The sequence below is a fragment of the Mesorhizobium sp. ESP6-5 genome (assembly GCF_020164695.1).
Lineage (GTDB): Bacteria > Pseudomonadota > Alphaproteobacteria > Rhizobiales > Rhizobiaceae > Mesorhizobium > Mesorhizobium australicum.
This window is the reverse complement of the sequence record NZ_JAIUGR010000015.1, coordinates 16,988-34,135: the sequence shown is the minus strand read 5'-3', so window position 1 is coordinate 34,135 and position 17,148 is coordinate 16,988. Positions and strand designations below refer to the sequence as shown.

General features: G+C 58.5%; 18 protein-coding genes. 14 read left to right on the top strand and 4 right to left on the bottom strand.

Annotated elements, in window-relative coordinates; all coding sequences use genetic code 11:
- Positions 1–3: 3 nt before the first annotated feature.
- From LB524_RS23095 to LB524_RS29030, 6 genes are all read left to right on the top strand, one after another.
- Positions 4–822: an HpcH/HpaI aldolase family protein gene (locus LB524_RS23095; protein ID WP_224530429.1), complete on the top strand. Its 819-nt coding sequence runs from the start codon at positions 4–6 to the stop codon at positions 820–822.
- Positions 823–827: 5 nt separating this feature from the next.
- A complete protein-coding gene (locus tag LB524_RS23090) occupies positions 828–2,231 on the top strand; it encodes an FAD-binding oxidoreductase (protein ID WP_224530426.1) in 1,404 nt (467 codons plus the stop codon).
- Positions 2,232–2,623: 392 nt separating this feature from the next.
- On the top strand, positions 2,624–3,484 hold the full coding sequence (locus tag LB524_RS23085; protein WP_140793677.1) for an ATP-dependent DNA ligase: 861 nt from the start codon (positions 2,624–2,626) through the stop codon (positions 3,482–3,484).
- A gap of 262 nt (positions 3,485–3,746) precedes the next feature.
- Positions 3,747–3,911 (top strand): hypothetical protein, encoded by a 165-nt coding sequence (locus tag LB524_RS23080; protein ID WP_224530423.1) that lies wholly within the window; start codon positions 3,747–3,749, stop codon positions 3,909–3,911.
- Positions 3,912–4,260: 349 nt separating this feature from the next.
- Positions 4,261–4,506 carry an SOS response-associated peptidase family protein gene (locus LB524_RS23075; protein ID WP_318012235.1) on the top strand — a complete coding sequence of 82 codons (246 nt, stop codon included), beginning with the start codon at positions 4,261–4,263 and terminating at the stop codon, positions 4,504–4,506.
- Positions 4,440–4,640, top strand: a complete 201-nt coding sequence (locus LB524_RS29030; RefSeq protein ID WP_224530420.1) for a DUF3768 domain-containing protein — start codon at positions 4,440–4,442, stop codon at positions 4,638–4,640. Before LB524_RS23075 ends, LB524_RS29030 begins: the two co-directional genes overlap by 67 nt.
- A 393-nt stretch (positions 4,641–5,033) precedes the next feature.
- Here LB524_RS29030 and LB524_RS23065 read toward each other — a convergent pair whose 3' ends face one another.
- Complete coding sequence (locus LB524_RS23065) at positions 5,034–5,309, bottom strand: helix-turn-helix domain-containing protein (protein WP_224530687.1); 276 nt, start codon at positions 5,307–5,309, stop codon at positions 5,034–5,036.
- A gap of 88 nt (positions 5,310–5,397) precedes the next feature.
- Here LB524_RS23065 and LB524_RS29140 point away from each other — a divergent pair, with 88 nt between their 5' ends.
- From LB524_RS29140 to LB524_RS29130, 4 genes are read left to right on the top strand one after another with little or no spacing between them, the layout of a single operon-like run.
- Entirely contained in the window at positions 5,398–5,769 is a 372-nt protein-coding gene (locus tag LB524_RS29140; protein WP_224530417.1) for a DUF4339 domain-containing protein, read from the top strand.
- Positions 5,702–6,037 carry a hypothetical protein gene (locus tag LB524_RS23055; protein WP_224530728.1) on the top strand — a complete coding sequence of 112 codons (336 nt, stop codon included), beginning with the start codon at positions 5,702–5,704 and terminating at the stop codon, positions 6,035–6,037. Before LB524_RS29140 ends, LB524_RS23055 begins: the two co-directional genes overlap by 68 nt.
- Positions 5,974–6,447: a superinfection immunity protein gene (locus LB524_RS29135; protein ID WP_411909936.1), complete on the top strand. Its 474-nt coding sequence runs from the start codon at positions 5,974–5,976 to the stop codon at positions 6,445–6,447. The genes LB524_RS23055 and LB524_RS29135 overlap by 64 nt, the downstream gene beginning before the upstream one ends.
- The gene (locus LB524_RS29130; protein ID WP_411909935.1) at positions 6,395–6,547 is read left to right on the top strand and encodes an SHOCT domain-containing protein; all 153 of its coding nucleotides are present in this window, start codon (positions 6,395–6,397) and stop codon (positions 6,545–6,547) included. Before LB524_RS29135 ends, LB524_RS29130 begins: the two co-directional genes overlap by 53 nt.
- A 353-nt stretch (positions 6,548–6,900) precedes the next feature.
- Here the strand turns inward: LB524_RS29130 and LB524_RS23040 are convergent, their stop codons facing one another.
- Positions 6,901–8,922, bottom strand: a complete 2,022-nt coding sequence (locus LB524_RS23040; RefSeq protein ID WP_224530414.1) for an acyltransferase family protein — start codon at positions 8,920–8,922, stop codon at positions 6,901–6,903.
- Between the two features lie 2,107 nt (positions 8,923–11,029).
- On the opposite strand from LB524_RS23040, the gene LB524_RS23035 reads away from it, so the two are divergent.
- On the top strand, positions 11,030–11,263 hold the full coding sequence (locus LB524_RS23035; protein ID WP_224530411.1) for a DUF680 domain-containing protein: 234 nt from the start codon (positions 11,030–11,032) through the stop codon (positions 11,261–11,263).
- Positions 11,264–11,606: 343 nt separating this feature from the next.
- On the opposite strand, the gene LB524_RS23030 is transcribed toward LB524_RS23035, so the two are convergent.
- Positions 11,607–12,356 (bottom strand): outer membrane protein, encoded by a 750-nt coding sequence (locus tag LB524_RS23030; RefSeq protein ID WP_224530408.1) that lies wholly within the window; start codon positions 12,354–12,356, stop codon positions 11,607–11,609.
- A gap of 1,525 nt (positions 12,357–13,881) precedes the next feature.
- Between LB524_RS23030 and LB524_RS23025 the strand changes: the two genes are divergently transcribed.
- Together LB524_RS23025 and LB524_RS23020 are read left to right on the top strand one after the other, a co-directional pair.
- Entirely contained in the window at positions 13,882–14,103 is a 222-nt protein-coding gene (locus LB524_RS23025; protein ID WP_224530405.1) for a hypothetical protein, read from the top strand.
- Between the two features lie 434 nt (positions 14,104–14,537).
- Positions 14,538–14,720, top strand: coding sequence for a hypothetical protein (locus LB524_RS23020; protein WP_224530403.1), 183 nt, complete (start codon positions 14,538–14,540; stop codon positions 14,718–14,720).
- Here LB524_RS23020 and LB524_RS23015 read toward each other — a convergent pair.
- A complete protein-coding gene (locus LB524_RS23015) occupies positions 14,707–14,898 on the bottom strand; it encodes a hypothetical protein (protein ID WP_224530401.1) in 192 nt (63 codons plus the stop codon). The genes LB524_RS23020 and LB524_RS23015 overlap by 14 nt on opposite strands.
- 770 nt (positions 14,899–15,668) lie before the next feature.
- Here LB524_RS23015 and LB524_RS23010 point away from each other — a divergent pair.
- Positions 15,669–16,532, top strand: coding sequence for an RNA ligase family protein (locus LB524_RS23010; RefSeq protein ID WP_224530678.1), 864 nt, complete (start codon positions 15,669–15,671; stop codon positions 16,530–16,532).
- The last annotated feature ends 616 nt before the right edge of the window (positions 16,533–17,148 follow it).

Here is a 17,148-nt window from a genome sequence, read left to right as displayed (position 1 = left end):
CTCGTGTTCAAGCCAAATGAATTGAAGAGGCGGCTCGCCGCCGGTGAGCAATTGTTCGGGGCATGGATTGCATCCGGTAACGCCACCATCGTCGAGGTCATGGGCAATGCCGGTTTCGACTTTCTGCTCATCGACCTCGAGCATGGCCAGGGCGAACTCAACGACCTCGTCCATATGTTGCGCGCCGCCGAGAACACCGGCACGCGCTGCATCGTTCGAGTGCCGTGGAATGATCCGGTGACGCTCAAACGCGTGCTCGACGTCGGTGTCGACAGCATCATGGTGCCGATGGTCGAAACCGCGGCCGAGGCCACTGCGGCAGTGCGCGCCTGCCACTATCCGCCGCATGGCGCGCGTGGTTATGCCGCGCCGCTGGTGCGGGCTTCGAACTATGGCCTGGTCAAGGACTACATCCATATCGCCAATGAGAATCTTCTCTTGATCGTACAGATCGAGAGTGCGTCGGCCGCGGCAAGGGCGGAAGAAATCGCTGCCGTCGACGGCATCGACATGGTGTTTGTCGGCGTCAACGATCTCGCCGGATCGATCGGCAGGCTGGAGCAGCTCGATCAACCGGAGGTGCGCGCGCTGGTTGCCCAGGCCGAGGCCCAAATCCGTGCATCCGGCCGTTGGCTGGGCACCGTTCCGAGCGCCGGCGCCACATCGGATGAGCTGTTTGCCACCGGCTACAATCTCTTGCCCATGGCCAGTGACGTGACCCTGTTGCGCGACGCGGCCGCCGATCTCGTGCGCACACAGCGCGGCAGGCACGTCGGCCATCTGTCCGCGCCCACGAAATCAAAGGTTCGAAGCGGATACTAGGCACAATGAATATCGCAACGCACGAAGCGTTTCTTCATGCGCTCAAGAGCACACTCGGCTCGGCCGTTCTGGCCGGTGAAGAGATCCCGATCCGCAACGAGCAGGACTGGAGCGCGCTTTCGTCCGTTCGGCCGCTCGCGGTGGTTCGTCCGACGACGCCAGAAGCCGTGGCGGCTGCTATGCGGCTGTGCCACGCACATCGCGTGGCAGTGGTGCCCCAAGGCGGGCTGACAGGTCTGGCGGGTGGTGCCAGGCCGATCGAAGATGCCGTGGCCATCTCGATGGAGCGGTTCACCGGTATCGAAGAGATCGATGACGATTCCTCGACGATAACCGTTCGTGCCGGGACGCCGCTGGAAGTTGTGCAGCAGGCGGCGGACGATGCCGGTTTCTTCTTCGCGCTCGACCTTGGATCGCGTGGGTCCTGCACGATCGGCGGCAACCTCGGGACAAATGCGGGAGGCAACCGCGTCCTGCGCTATGGCATGATGCGCGAACTGGTGCTGGGACTTGAAGTGGTGCTGCCGGATGGAACGCTGGTCACCAGCCTCAACAAGATGCTCAAGAACAATGCCGGCTACGACCTGAAACAGCTCTTCATTGGCAGCGAAGGCACGCTGGGCATCGTCACCCGCATCGTGTTGCGCCTGCACCCGAAACCGAAGAGCACCATGGCCGCGATGGTGGCTCTGGACAGCTACGAACATGTCCTGAGTTTGCTGGCGAGTGTCAGGGGCAATCTCGGTCCGCTGCTTTCAGCCTTCGAGGTCATGTGGAGGGACTATTGGGATGTGGCGACCGGACAAGTACCGGGCGTGCGCAATCCGGTGCCAGGCGATCATCCTTTCACTGTTCTTGTCGAAGCGCAGGGCAACGATGCGGAAGGGGATCCCTCCCGGTTCTACGACACGCTCAAAATGGCCGTCGAGTCCGGCTTTATCACTGACGCCACCATCGCCCGATCACTTTCGGACGTAAAGGACTTCTGGCAGACGCGCGATGCGGCCGCGGAATTCAAGCAGGTGCTGGGGCCTCATCTCTCCTTCGACATCGGCTTGCCGGTCGCCGCAATGGATCGCTTTGCCCTCGAATGCCGGGCGGCCCTGCTTCGCGATGTCGATGGCTGCCGGTCCTACTATTACGGGCACATAGCCGATGGAAACATGCATATCATCGCCAATGTTCCGGCTCCGGTTCAACAGCCAGCCGACCAGATCAACAAGGTGATCTATGACCTCGTCAAGAAACATGGCGGAACGATTTCCGCCGAGCACGGCATCGGGCTGACCAAGAAGGCCTATCTCGGGCTCACGCGGAGCGCCGAAGAACTCGCCGTGATGCGCTTGATCAAGCACGCTCTTGACCCTGCGGGTCTGCTCAATCCGGGTAAGGTTTTCGATATGGATTGACCCCTGCAGTTGTGCCGGGAACGCGACCGACATCTATGACGTCGTGATCACGAACGGCGTCGTTGATGGGCAGCCACAGAGGCGCGGCATGTCGAAATCCTGGCGGCAAGTTTGAACCGTATGCGACCGCCACAATGCGTGGCTGCAATTGGGCTGCCGCCGCAATGGCGTGACTAGCCTGGACATTACGCGCGTCATGCCAAGTTAAGCTCCCCGCCGGCAAGGGCTCGCTCTCCTTTACGAAGGTTCCTGCGATGAAAGTGTGCGGCTGCGGGAGAAGCGCTACGGATGGGCAACGTGGTTCCCGCGCTTTGTTGCATCGCGCGTGCCGTTGGCAGTTTCGGAACTATTTTAGCCAAAACTGATTGAGGTGCGGGTCGTGAGTGCTGTGCATGCGTTTGAAGTTCATTAAGCCGCTGATGCCGACCCTGGTTGAAAAGCCTCCCGAGGGCGAAGAATGGATTCACGAAGTCAAGTTCGACGGCTATCGATCACAGATCATCAAGGATGAGGGCGGCGTGCGGATTTTCACGCGGCGTGGGCTCGACTGGACGGCCAGGTACCGAGACCTCGCCAAGGTAGCCGGCGACCTCAATGTCGAAAACGCCATCTTAGACGGCGAGATCATCGTGCTGAACGAGGCTGGGATCTCTGACTTCCGCCCGCTGCGCAATGCCATCACCAGCCGGCAGCATGACCTCTATTTCATTGCCTTCGATCTGCTGCACCTCAACGGCCATGATCTTCGGGATATGGCGCTGGAAGAACGTCGCGACATCCTCGCCGACTTAATCCCGCCGGACATCAGGATTCAATTCTCTCAGCCTTTGCCGGGCGATGCTGCCAGCATTTTCCACCTTGTCGAGCAGGCTGGCCTAGAGGGCATGGTGTCGAAGCGCAATGACAGCATATACCGGAGCGGCCCATCGACGAACTGGTTGAAGGCGAAATGCCACACGGTCGCTGAATACGACTTACTTGGCGTCGAACGCGAGCCCGGCAAGCCGGCTTTCGCTTTGATGGCCGATCGGAAGACCGGGCAGTATGTCGGTTCTGCCTTCATCAATTCCAGCCGGGCAATCCGCGAACGGCTGTGGAAACGTGTCCAGGAGCATGCCGGGCCGGCGCCCGAGGGCTTGACGCGGCCGGCTACCCAATGGGTGAAGCCCGGTATCATCGGCCGTGTGAAGCATTTGCGCGGCGAGGAGGATTTGCGGCACGCTTCGTTGCAGGACTTTCGCGAGGAAGAGTAAGGTGGTTGTCGCCAAGCAGGATCAGGAGCTCATCATCTATGCCTATGCTTGGATGTATGGCCAGCAGGCGCGTAAGGATGGCAGGGAACGCGCCGTGCCCGGGTATTGGCACGAGCATGCCGACGCATGGCTACAGGGCTTCGACGGACGGCTTTTGGAAGGGGGCGGGGTGCAGCGCCCCATTAGCAGAGGCGGAGCTTGACGGGGCCGCCGTCGCCAAGCCGGGAACTTAAAGCGCCGATCACCTTATCGCCGAATGAGCATGCGCGGTGCGGATTTTCTCTATCGGTGGGATGAGGGAAAATATACCCGAACATACCTCCGTCAATCCGGGCCTGATCCTGATCTTGCCGATCCCATCGCCGACAGCGTCTTCGCCGTCATGCGGATGCTGGTCGGCAGTCAGGAGGGTGGCGCGATCGAATAGCCGTCCCGAAGTAGACCCCTGCTTTTCGGGCCCTCTCTCTGGTGCAGGTGCGGACGAGTTTTCGTAAAGATCCCCAGCATGGTTCGTCCGTTCGAATTCACCCATGCTGGCGACGTCGAACGGCTTGGCAGCAGCTTTCCTCTCTGGAACGGCGCGCCGAGCCTGACCCATCCGATCATCATCCGCGAAGAACTATCGAGAAACATGGCCGGCTTTGTCTCCGCTCGCTGGGGCTCGTGTCCGGTTGGGCTCGGGATGGTGGCGGCCGCCCGCCACCGGTCAACGCCCGTTGCGAGACCATCGCCAGCAATGGCTTGTCCGCAAGGCTGACAACGCGCGCCGCTGCTTGGTGCCCGTCGACGGCTATTTCGACTGGCAGAAGCTCGACGCGTCGGGGAAGAAAAAGCAACCCTACGCCATCGCGATGAAATCTGACGAGCCCTTCGCCATGGCCGGCATCTGGGAGGAATATGCCGAGAAGGTGACCGGCGAACTTGTGCGGACCTTTGCCATCGCCACCGTCGTGAGGTGTCCTCCGGACCCGACCGATTCAATGGAGACAACGACCCTCACGGCGAGCACGATTGCGCTGTGATCGAAGTTGGCGGCAAGACCGTGATCTGGAAGATCGACTGCTACGACAAGTCGATGACGTATGGGTCGGATGACCCAGCCAACCCCGCGCTTACCACACGCGTACTGACCATTATGCTCGGGGAGGAGTACTGATGCTCCGGCGCAACCTTGCTCGCCGGGCTCTCCTGGGCGCACTCCCGGCCGTGCTGATTGCCCCATTGGCATCCCGTTGGTCAGGCAACCTGCCCGAAAGCGCTGGCGGCACGTTGGACGAAGATGTGTCGCCTGTGTTGATGAGAGCTATTTGCTCCCACTGCGTCGCATACGCGAAGTGCATGCGATTAGCCCGTGAACCTATTTCGGCGAGCCCTCAAGCAATCTGCGACGCCATACACGCGGAGCGAATGCTTTTGCTCGCCCTCATCTCTTTTCCTGCCCGTAACGCGGCCGAGCGCGATGACATGGCAACATACCTTTCAGCCTTTCTCAAGCCGGAATCTGAACCCGCGGAGCATCGATGCCAACAACTCAAACCATCGAGTGGTGTCACTGTGCTCGATCCCTCCGAGCCTTCCTGCCTGAACGAAGTGGTCCTGGCCGAGTTGACCCGGGCTCAGGCTCCTCGAACAGCATGCCAACTGGGATCTCTAAAGCCTTTGCTACCAACTCGAGTGTGCTGACGGTGACATTTTCAGAGCCGCGCTCAATTCGACCGAGATATGCCCGGTCGATACCCGCCTCAAGCGCAAGCCTCTCCTGTGAGAGGCCGCGCGCTAGTCGAAACTTTCGCAGATTCCATCCGATAGCGCTGCGGGCATTCATGCCCGCCATTGACAATGATTGCGGCTTGACAATCGACGGACTGTCAGTCCCTGATTTCATGCGTACTTCGTATCGTTGGGGGTAATAAATGAACGAATGGTACTATGAGCAGGACGGCACTCATGTTGGGCCGGTGAGCGAGGCCGACCTCAATGTGCTGCTTGCCAACCGGTTGATAGATGCAGGCACGAGAGTTTGGACGTCGAGCTTTGGCCAGCAGTGGAAGCATGCTCACGAAACAGAGCTGCAGATGCCGCGGCCAACAACGCCGCCGCCGTTACCGCCTCCCATCAACCCTATGGCGCAAGCTTCACCATCAGCCGGGCCTGCACCAGTCGCCACTGGTCAGGCGGTGCTTGCTCAACCTGGAGCAGTAACCGAAAAGTGGGCAAATGTGGCTGGCCTTCGTTCCACTAATCTTGCTGGCCGTCGAGACCGCGTTCGTAGCCGCTGGCTTTGACCCTTATGGCCATAACGCCCAAGCCCGTGGAATTTCGATCTGGACAGGCATTGCTACGTTTTGGCTGGCATACAAGGATGCGAAAGCGATCAACAACGCAGGCCGCAATCCGCTACGCCGTTGGTTGCTAATCTTCATTGTGCTGACCCCGATAGGATATTTCATTCGCCGTCGGTACGTCGCCGCCGCTCCGCTGACGCCGTTATGGATTTGGCTGGTGGGTTTCGTCGTTTACGTGCTGGGCGCTGGAGCGCTCACCGCGCAATGAAGGCGAACCGATTACTCTTCGCCACTGGCGTCATATCGGCCGCGACCATGCTAATGCCGGGCCAAGCGCGGGCTGCCCTGGATGACAACCTCGACGCCGGGACCGTGGCTTTCGGCATCTTCCTGCTGGTGGTCGCAATCATCTACGAGCTACCGGCGATCATCGCGTTCCTCAGAGGTCACCCAAACAGGTGGCTGATCCTAGTCCTGTGCACTGCACTGGGTGGCACCGGCATTGTCTGGCTGGGTTGCCTCATCTGGGCGTTTATGGCCGTCCACATCAGCAAAGACCCCGGCGGGGTCCAATGGCGGCGAGTCTGGACTCAATCTTGTCGCCAACCATGTTCAACGGGTTCGGATCGAGAACCCTTCAGGCATCCAACGGTCAATTGTTCAGCCAGCGCACCTTGATCCAGTCGACAAACTGGAGCGCTTGAAAAAGCTCCTCGATGATGGCGTCATTGACGACGCCCAGTTTCGGCGCATGCGCGACCTGATCGCGGGGGGCTGACGAACTAGGTTGTGGTGGACATTAAAGCACGTGAAGGTTGCAGGCGTTGAAACGCGAAAAATCACCCCAGCCTTGGCGCCTCAATAGGTGTTTTTCAGGCCATACAGGGGGCGCCAGCGCGCGAAATCGCCTGCGGGGCTGCTTGGTCGGTCGAGCCGACGCACTCGTCGGGCCACCCCTCGCCAATGCCGATCGAAAATCATCGAAATTGCAGCCTCAGGCAGGCCAGTTGATTTATTGGCTCTCGAGCCGATGGCTCACCGATGGAGTCCCGAAGAGTCCAATTTGTTAAGCCGAGGTGGATTATCGAGCGCATATGCAGAGTCGAGCCGTGTCAAAGACCGCAGCATTAGCTAAGCTTCAGGGGCATCCAAGCTGCCTGTGGTCCACAACTGCCTGCTTTCTTCTGGGGTGAGTACGCCTTTTTTCTCAACAGCCTTTTGGATGGTCGCGAGCATTTGCTCCAAGCTGACGGGCGACCGCGCAAGCTCCTCCCGAGAAAGTCCATTGATATGTGGGACACCAAAGTGGCTGGCGAGTTCGCTGATCTGATGGTCATTTCTGCCAGCGCCGACATTGCTCAAGTGCAGAGCCGAGTCCTGCGACCCCTTCCACGGAAATTCAATCCACCGCCCCGGCGTTTTGACGTAAGTGCTCCCTACGCGACGGCCCATCCAGAACAGCCAGATATCGTCACCTTGGGGACAGAGCTTGGTGAACATCTCCTCGTCCACTGCTTCTGGCGATAGCGATTTTGGCCCGTAGAGCACTCCCCCCACCCCGGTGGGGAAAAGCATTCCAGCCGTCTCTGCAACGTCATATGTCCACTTGTTGTAGGCTGCAATTTGCCCGTCGTCGTCGAAGGCCACTGCATGGCCTCGGTGGAACACTACAGATCTTTCGTCCGCGCGCTTGACGAGTTCCTCGAGCCACCTTGCGGAATAATAGACATCGTCATCTGCCGTGACGATGTAGGCCATCGGGAAAGCCAGCAGCGCTGGAACGACCTTTTTGTACGATCGGATGTCCTTGCAAAATCGGATTTCGAGCCCATGAGATTTCAGGTCTGTCACTGACGCGGGCAACTGGGCGGCATCCTCAGCAGTAAGCCAGAGAATGATGCGATCTGGTGCAACGGTCTGGGCGAGAAGACAGCGCAACGTCAAATGCAACGTCGAAAAGCGCTTCGGGTAGGACGTCAGGGAGACGATCAACTCCGCAGACAGACCGTGGGGCCTGCCTTTTCGCCTGAGCGGCCATCTTAGGGCGATCAAAGCTTTGGCGACTTCTGGCTTGAATGAACGGACCGCGTCGGCGCGATATCGCTCGAGCCTCCAGCCGAGCCCATTGCGGGTCCACGCAATCACACGGCCCGGGGCACCGGTACCGGTCCCGAGGAACCATGGTGAGAGCCATGCAGACCGTCTCAACAGCAGGTATATCAGATAAGGGCCAGATACCGCCGCGAGCAGGATAACGGCCTCGTTGCCCACTCCCACGCTGCGGAGCGAGAATTGGAAAAATTGATGCAAGAACATGATGACCAACGACGCCTCTCCGAGCTTGGCCATAGGCGCTGAAATTGCGGTTATGCCGGCTGCTCTCCGCACCAACATGAGTACCGCAAGCGATAGGGCCAGCGCGATCAGGAGACCCAGGACAGGAGGGCCGAAAATCGAATACTTCATGTTGAACTGGATGTCGGCGCCATTGGCTGCTGCGGCGAGCGCGACAACGCCAACCGTCGCCACGAAAAGGGACACGGTGCGACGACGGAATTGATCCGTTCGTAGCAGATGACCAAACCAGTAGCAGCACAACGCGATGGGCACCGCTGCGACAGCCCAGGGTGAACGGTTCATCGGCCAGTGGATCTGAATTGCATAACCAAGCACGACGCAGACAACGATAAACCCGACCATCCGCAAAGTGCCTGGGCCCTTTGCCCAAGTCGCAGCTTCATTGTAGATGATCTGGGTGAGAAACAAACAGGTCACGAACCAGAATACGCCGAAGTCCTGCCATAGGCGCATACCGCCTAGGATGTCGTTGACTACCATTTCTCGCAGTTCCCAAGGCGCAGGAGCATCGTGTAGCAACATTCTACGAGCGATCACTGCTAGCGTCAAAAACGACAAAAAAGCCACGTACGGGACGAGAAGACTAGCGACTTTCTTCCAGAAGAGCTGACTGCGGTCTGCAGGCTTGTAAACGTAGCCAGATATTACAAAGAACAGCGGCATATGAAAAAGCAATACCGCGTTCGCAAAAATGCCGTCCCACCGACTGCTGCCAGCCCCTGCAATGTGGGCGGACACGACAAGGAGTATGCCCACACCTTTCGCAGCATCGAGCCAAACCTCGCGATTGGTCATGTTGAGCTCCAGCCCTGCATATAAGCAATTCTAGATCAGACCCTTCGCATCCGCAACACGAAATTGTGCGTCGCACCATAGTCGAGAGCGGCCTCGAATACATTTAAACCGACGATCACCTCGCCTTCATCGAGTCCTCGGTCACCGACGCTGGTCGAAAAAGGCTCCTGACGATGGCGACCGGCTTCATGAGATCAAATACGAGGCTACCGGACGGAGCCTTGAGAGCCCAGGTGTTTAAGGGACTTTCGCCTTGGGGATATGCACCAGCCTACATGATCCACGACTGGGGCCGAACCCTTTTGAAGTTCGCATTGAGCAGAACCAAAGGGATGGGCATTCGCAATCGGTATTTCTATAGCCATTCTCATCGCTGGATGCACTTCGGTCGACTATCGGAAGCTCGCGACGGGCGATTTGTCTGGAAGCTTGTTCGTCATGTGGGTCGGTGAAGGCAACAGTTCCGGTGACGGCAATTTCCTGTTCGTGCCGGATCCACGGGATCCTTTGATTTTCCATCGGGCTGGCCCGGCCGCTCCCGGCGCGACGATCCAGCCGGGCCTCATGTACACGGACGGCGGCTCGATCCCTAAGATAGCGGCGACAACTACTGTCGTTAAATTCAGGCAGAGTGGAGCTTTTAGCCTCTGCTTTAAGAAGCGCCCGAATATAAGGGGTTATTCTCTGCGGGTGAGGGGCGGCCGGGCTGCCGGGGGTGTGCTTAGGTTTGGGGGCCGGCAACCGGGCCATGCCGGTGATCCTCCCGGCAGAAAGGATGATGGCTTAATATTAGCATTGTCGCAAATACGTGCATATCCAGCCCGCTACAGCGTGGTCAATCGCGCTTCCCAAGCCGATTGCGAAGCCCAGGAGCAAGCTCGCTGCCATCTTCCGGGCAGCGAGCTGTAGCGGCTCCCCTGGCTGTTGTGAGGGGCGTTCAAGGTGCTGGCGATATCATCGAAAGCGTATTTCATGTCGAGAATCTAGATCGAATCGGGCGAATGTGAATCCCCGGTTTGTTCAGGGCGGAACTGGAGCCGATGCCCCGTCATTTGAGGATGAAGTAGAGTGGAATCAGAATAGAAAACGCAGCGAGCGCTGTGAGAAATAAGTCTGTGATCATGCCGTCGCCGTGCGCGATGAACCCGACGCGTCGGTATCACGCAGCCCCGCCCCAATATTGCCCTAACTGACCATCGCGTAATCAAGACAGGAGTGCAAGCAAGCATTGTCTAGTATCGGTCTACGTTGGGTCGATCCCCACAACCAATTTCGCCGCCACCCTTTCACCTGCGCTGGTTGATCCCAGCGCATTCCTGCACTTGCCCGCTGCCGAAGGTGGCGGGCTTTTTTGTTGTGTGGTAAAGGGCCGCCTGAAGCGGGGCGGGCATGCGCATATTTATTTTCGCGGCAGTGATCTTGGTGTTTATGGCGGCCGGCTTTTGGCTCACGGCCGAGCTTGTGATTCAATCAGCTTGATGGCTACTCGGCGGGCTCTTTCAAGGGCTGCGAAACATGTGTCAGTGGCCAAGGTTCGGGAGCTGGCCGCACCACTCCAGCGGCCTTCCATCTGACGTCGCCCGCTGGCTCCGGCCGGCGGGCTCTTTCAGCCGGGCCTTCGCATGCGGACATTCTATTCGCAATCGTGGTGCCGCTGTTTATGACGAGCGGCTTTTGGCTGGCCGCCGAACTGTTGTACTGGCCGGGAGGACTACAGGAAATGGAGATACTGAGGGAAGGACGACAGAGAAAAGCGCGCAGGCGCCCCGCTCTTGTTTTCATGCACGCGCGAGTGCTGCTCCAAAATCGAACCGACTCGGTTCAAGTTATGTTGACGAACCGTGAACGGATGGTCGACGCCCGCTCAGTGAATCGCCGCACCATGCGTTAGAACGTTTTTTATAACCATTTGATATTAACCAATAAAGTTCTTTACGATTGATCCTTGGCCGAAGTTCAAGATGTGGATCCGGTGCGTGATGGCACATCTTCGTGATTGGAAGTCGACGAACGAAAAACCCAAATCCAGCCTGTCCGAGCGACGCGAAATTCCTCCCAAGGGCACGCCACTTGACGGACATAATTTTGGAATACGGGAATAGAGAAAATGACCAAGATCGCACTTACCGCCGCCGCCATCCTCGTTGCCACGAGCAGCGCGTTCGCCAGCAGCGACCATTATGGTTCGGACAACATCAACCAGCCGGCTATCACCGCTCCGGCGGGCAATATCGACCACAGCTATACGGCTTCGATCCGCAAGCCGGTCGAGCACCACGGTTTCAAGCTGACGCCCGATTCAAACAAGCCGGAGTCCGGCCAGGGCAATTGGGGCAACTAAGCCAACGCTTAAACGCCACAGCAGTCCTCGACCACAAAGAGCGGTGGGCTTGGCCCGCAATCTTCAGACCGCTGACAAACCCCGTCTATTTCAGGTGGGGTTTTGTCTATACGACTGAACGCGTTTGCGATTTCGGGCGGTTGACAAACCGAGTGGTCGCAAGGCAGTTGCTTGGCGCGGGCGTGACAGGGATGCGCCCGCCGTGCCCTCCCTGGTCACCGCCTACTGGCAGACATCTGGTGCGTACTGCGGGGCGGCTGACCAAGCCGCCGTACCTCAATCTGAGACACGAACAGCGTCAGGGGAGCGATGCTCTCTCCTGACGCCGGAGATCCGAGGTCGACTACTGGCCCATTCCGAACTTGTAGGTCAGCCTGGCCATCACGGCATCGACCTTTGCCTTGGTGCGATAGGTCTCAGGATTAGCACCGACGGTACCATCATCGAACACATTGTTGCCCGTGCTCGTCTTATGACCGAGGTCGACGTGGGTGTAGTCCACGCCAAGCGAGATGTTGTTTGTGAGGGCATAGTCGATGCCGGCGCCAAGCGCATAGCCGCTCTGCCAATCATTCTTCTCGTAGGTCACGAGGGAGTCATTGTCTCGAGCGCGGAAATCCACCTTGCCGCCGGCATAACCCGCCTTGGCGTAGATCAGCACGCGATCGAAGGCATAGCCGACGCGACCAACGACCGTGGCATAGTTTGAGATTTTGGCGGTCTCGGTGTCGCTATCCGGGAAGTACGGGCTGGTGATGGTCTTGCGGATACCCGTCGCCGTCCAGGTGGCCTCGCCGCCCAGAACCCATTGACCCCATTGCCATTGCGCCCCGGCATGGACACCGCCGGCCAGGCCGCCCTTATTGAAGTCGAAGCCCTCGGTGCCTGCAGGAACCGAATCCGTGAAAAAGCCGCCGAGGGGCTCAGTCACATCCGTTGCCGTGATGTCGCCATTGGCGAAGCCGACATGGCCGCCGACATAGAAACCGCTCCAGTCATAGGTCGACCCGGCGATCGGCGCCACCATGTCGGCTGCTGAGGCGGTACTTGCCGACAAGGCGGCAACAGCCAGAACTGCTAAGAATTTATTCACGTATTTTCTCCCGACCCAGAATAATCCCCCGCGTATGATAATAGCCGGGACCGCGTTAAAAGTGTGTGATGTTTTTGCAACTACTTTTATTTTGCCTTGGACCAATCTTCGGTCGATGACTGGGCCTACACTTGCCTAACGCTTGCGCATGGCAAATACAGGTAAGATTTGCCGGGCTCTTAGCGGGGATGACGCATTCGAGCAATTTCAGGCCGAGGGAATCGCACAGCCACAGTGCCCGTTCGGTGCGGTCCCTGTAAGGCTGCCCGCTGCCGACGTTCCTTCGCGCTGCTGGCAAAGGGCAAACTTGTTCGGCAGCTTTTCTGCCGAGGGGCGGGCTTCCGGTTGACAACACTCGCTTTCGCAATTTCCCCGTCGAGGGTAAGGCGAGGGAACGCCCACATGAAGAACATCAAAAGCCTGTTCTAGCCAGGCGTGAACGTCTCTCGGCGGTCACAGCGGTCGGCCCCGGCCCTTCCGTGCCAGTGCTAAAAGAATAGAACCGCTGGCCCCGAACAGGGCATGCTTGCGGTTGACAGACAGCACAGACGCAAGGCATTTTCTCTGCCGAGTATAACCGGGGAGCACCATTATGAAGAAGACATACGAAAAGCCAGAACTGAAGAAGCGCGAGCGCCTGGGCAGCATCGCAGCCCAGGTGATCATCGTATCCGGTCCGGTCGCGACGTGAGCTGCGCGATTTATGAAAAGCCCGTTTTGACCAAGCGTGAACGTGCGTCCGCTGTTACGGCCGCAACCTTTTCGTCGATCACGGTCACAGGGCCTGCCGGCTAACTGAAAAGGGTCTATCCTCACGATCCGGCGCTGCCTCCCTGGTGGCGGGCTCTTTCAAGGGCTGTGGAACATGTGTCAGCGGCGAAGGTTCGGGAACCGGCCGCACCACTCCCGCGGCCTTCCCAAGTGGCTTGCCCGCTGGCTGCGGTCAGCGGGCTTTTTCATCCCCGGAACATTAGTTGACCGCGAGGTAACCATACCGCGGCCCATCCCGTCCACAGCCGGAACAATCCGGATTCACATTTGTTATACGGCCTATGGAAAAGGCGCAGCCTCCCGAACCGATACCGGACAGCATTCTCCTGCCGCTGCAAAGTTGCAGGCGGCTATCGAGAGACGGTGCACAGGCGAGGAGCTCAACAACCGTACAGGCGAGACTGTTCGCGCCGAGCAACGGCCAGAGCGCCGAAGTCGCTCCTAAAAGCCCTCAAGTGAGATGCCGCGCCATTAGCCCGCTCAGCTATTGGAGCAGGTAAATGTCTCTTGGCCGGCCCTTATTGTCTGCTTTTGCTCCTGCGTTTGAACGAGGCTGGTCAAAGGCAACAATGCTAGCTTACCCAAGCTGGCGCGGTTGCCAGTTAGGCTCGGTGCTTTGGCAGTCTTGCGCCGTCAAACTACTGAGCCGCCCCGGTAGCGGGCCATAGCCCGAAACCTGGGCTGTTGAAGCTTTCTTCCTCTTCACGGCTTGAAGTATCAGCGGAACCTAATATCCCTCAGCGGCTTATGCCCGATGAGCACTCGCGGCATCAACTTCCTCGACAAGTGGCTAAGCAGCAATGTGTCAGGTCTAGCAAGTTCAGACGTGATTTCAGTCGCCGAGGCCATTCAGAAGCTTTTCTACGACGCCAAGGCGATCGGGATCAGCAGCACCGAAATTGAGGAGGAGACCGGCAGCGTCTATGAGACGGTCCTTGATGCGATCGTCCACCACGATGCCGGGTTGGCCGACTGATTGGTCTTCCATATGTCGTTTTCATACGCACGTCCTGGCAACGGTCAAAGGTCCGGAACTATTTTAGCTCGAACTAATTAAATGGCGGTTGGTAACAATCGCGAGGGCGTAAATGTTTGAGTATCGAGTTGAGATGATGGCCGGCGGGTCTGTTGTGTCTTCGCGGGTGGTCATGGCCCAGGCGCCATTCAAAGCGGCAGAGGCACACGTCGGCCGGCCGGTCACATTGAGGCACCAAGAAGAAAACTGGCTGCGTGTCACCCAAATAACGGGCCGAAAGCGAACCTTCGCTTACGTTTGTCGGATGAGGGCGGCGGAGACCACTCGCGGCCGTCAACTTTTTGGACAAGTGGCCCCGGTCTGGTCGGTCGCGTGCGGTTCCTGAAGGACGAGGACAAGCTACGTCACACCTCTCTTGTGGTATGATTCGTGACATGGGCAAGAAGGCGAAGCACAAAGCAAAGCAGGCGATTATTGCACTACCGTTGGATGACGAGGTGCAAACGGAAGCCGCCTACTATGCTCGCCTGTGCGGAATTACCCCGGAAGAAGCCTTGCGGATCATCGAAGCAGCCAACGGCCCGAAGTGGCCCAGTGAAGGGCTCACACCCGGGTGATCGTAGGCAATCCTAGCCGTATCCGCTGGCCCTCCGCATAGGACAGGGCATATTTTTCCAGCTCAAATGCTCGGGTAAGTTCTTGGTCTTGTTCGGTGATGCGGACGACACATTCGCCACAAGCTTCCGCCAACTCGACACAGGCCACAGCACTGCGGAGCGGGACCACGTTATCCATCGTATGCCTCCCCAGAGAGCAAGGGTAACGTCGACTTTTATAAGACCACCGAAATCGTCTGATCAAGTGGGATTCGTAATTGCAGTCCGATGGCCATAGTGCATCACGACGCTGGTTTTCCAGAGTGACGCTCAATGCCGGGTAGGCGGAAGTGCTGCGTGTTCGTCAGCTGCCCATCCGTTTGTGAGCCGGCCATGCGCTCGCGAAAAATTGGTTATTTCCGCTTTGGGAATTCGATCACCTCCGCCTCGGGCTCCGGCTTTAGCTGCTCGTGACCAGGCACCTCATGCCACATGACCTGGTGCAAATCGCGCAAGTCGACTCGTTGCCCACACGCGGGGCAGTCGTAGAAACGATCACCCTCATTGGGGAGATCAGGTCCGCGCACCTTGCCTGGTATGGGCTGGCCAAGGTCCGACAGCTTCGTCCATTCTGCGGTGTCTGGTCGATCATCAGGCCCGGCCAAGCTGTACTCGTAAACGGCGGCCTGCTCTTCGTCGACCACTCGGAAAAGTGGTCCTTCCGTACCCTCGGTGAGACCCTTCTTTGACCCGCGGTCACTTCGGCGGCCTTCATGGGATCGTTCTCAACAACGACGCCCGATGACACTACCGTGTCGCCTTCGATCTCTTCTGATACTTCGTCATCGTCGCCTCATTCCGACGGGGCAACGTGGCTGTCCTAGCTTTGTTGCATCGCGCATCCAGTTTGCGGTTTCGGAACTATTTTAGCTAAAGCTTATTGAATCGGACGGTGTCGTGAGTGAGTTTATGCGTCTGAAGTTCATTAAGCCGATGGAGCCCGAACTGGTCGACACCCCGCCCCAAGGCGATGAGTGGATCCACGAGATCAAGTTCGATGGGTACAGGACCCAGGTCATCAAGGATGACGACGGGATTCGGTTGATCACCAAGAACGGCTATGACTGGACCGGGCGCTACATCCAACTCGCCGGCGAAGCCGCGGCGATCGAAGCGAAAGACTTCATCATCGACGGTGAGGCGATCACCATCAATGAAGCTGGCCTGTCTGACTTCCATGCACTGCAATCAGCCGTCACCAGCCGCAATCCGTCGCGCGACCTGCATCTGGTGGCGTTCGATCTCCTGCACCTCAACGGCCACGATTTACGCGACATGCCGGTGGAAGACCGCCGCGACATCCTTCAGGCACTGATCCCGACCGGTGGCCGCATCCAGTTCAGCGAAGCAATGCCGGGAACCGGCGATGCCGTCTATCACCTTGTCGACCAGGCCGGCCTGGAGGGCATGGTTTCAAAGCGCAAGGACAGCACCTATCGCAGCGGCCCGACGATGAACTGGCGCAAGATCAAGTGCTATGCCGAAAAGGAAATGGACATCATTGGCGTGCAGCGTGAGGTGGGCAAACCCGCGATGGTGCTGATGGCGGACAAGGGCCGCTATGCCGGTGGAGCCTTCGTCACGTTTAAGGCTCACAATCGGCAAGCGCTATGGGACCGCGTGCAAGGAAAGGTCGGCGGACCTGTTCCGATAGGCTTGGCCAAGGCAAAGGCAGAATGGCTGAAGCCCGGCCTGGTCGGCCGCGTGAGGTTCCTGAAGGGCGAGGAGAAACTGCGTCACGCCAAGCTGCTCGATTTCCGGGATAGGCAATAGAAGGCGGAGGCTGTCGGCGAGGGCGACGCGATCGAATAGCCGTCCGACTAGGACAAGCGGCAAGATACGAGAACCATCGAGATGTGCTGTCTTCTAGCCGTGCCAGTGTCACTGCTCCTCACTGTGGTATTCGCTGGAATGGTCCTTGGCTGAACTGGTACGGCCTCGCGGACTGTCAATTAGCGGAACCTAACGTCAGTGTGAGCTTTATCGCTGCATGAGTACGCGCGGCACGAACTTCCTCGACCAGTGGATCCGGTCCAACGTTCCGACGACTCGGTGCGGACGTCATCTCAGTCGCCGAGCTGATACAAAAGCTTTTCGCCGACGCCAGAACGCTCGGCATCAGCAGCACTGAGATTGAGGAAGACACCGGCAGCGTCTATGAGACGGTCCTTGATGCGATCGTCCACCACAATGCCGGGTTGGCCGACTGATGGCCCGCTCACATCGGCAGGTCAGTTGGAATTCGGATTGGATCGGCGACATGAAGCCGACCGCTCGCGGTTCGCATCAGCAGCAGGCGACAGCCGCTTAGTGTCGGCTATCCCACCTTGGATGCATGTCAGCCCTTCGCTCACGGGCTGTCCCGGAAACAGTCTGAGGAACTCTGGAC

Coding starts and splice junctions, on each gene's coding strand:
- LB524_RS23080 (WP_224530423.1), top strand. CDS start 3,747: ATGCGCGGTGCGGATTTTCTCTATCGGTGGGATGAGGGAAAATATACC.
- LB524_RS29140 (WP_224530417.1), top strand. CDS start 5,398: ATGAACGAATGGTACTATGAGCAGGACGGCACTCATGTTGGGCCGGTG.
- LB524_RS23025 (WP_224530405.1), top strand. CDS start 13,882: ATGAGCACTCGCGGCATCAACTTCCTCGACAAGTGGCTAAGCAGCAAT.
- LB524_RS23055 (WP_224530728.1), top strand. CDS start 5,702: ATGTGGCTGGCCTTCGTTCCACTAATCTTGCTGGCCGTCGAGACCGCG.
- LB524_RS23085 (WP_140793677.1), top strand. CDS start 2,624: ATGCGTTTGAAGTTCATTAAGCCGCTGATGCCGACCCTGGTTGAAAAG.
- LB524_RS23020 (WP_224530403.1), top strand. CDS start 14,538: ATGGGCAAGAAGGCGAAGCACAAAGCAAAGCAGGCGATTATTGCACTA.
- LB524_RS23015 (WP_224530401.1), bottom strand. CDS start 14,898: ATGGATAACGTGGTCCCGCTCCGCAGTGCTGTGGCCTGTGTCGAGTTG.
- LB524_RS23010 (WP_224530678.1), top strand. CDS start 15,669: ATGCGTCTGAAGTTCATTAAGCCGATGGAGCCCGAACTGGTCGACACC.
- LB524_RS23035 (WP_224530411.1), top strand. CDS start 11,030: ATGACCAAGATCGCACTTACCGCCGCCGCCATCCTCGTTGCCACGAGC.
- LB524_RS23065 (WP_224530687.1), bottom strand. CDS start 5,309: ATGAATGCCCGCAGCGCTATCGGATGGAATCTGCGAAAGTTTCGACTA.
- LB524_RS23090 (WP_224530426.1), top strand. CDS start 828: ATGAATATCGCAACGCACGAAGCGTTTCTTCATGCGCTCAAGAGCACA.
- LB524_RS23040 (WP_224530414.1), bottom strand. CDS start 8,922: ATGACCAATCGCGAGGTTTGGCTCGATGCTGCGAAAGGTGTGGGCATA.
- LB524_RS29135 (WP_411909936.1), top strand. CDS start 5,974: ATGGATTTGGCTGGTGGGTTTCGTCGTTTACGTGCTGGGCGCTGGAGC.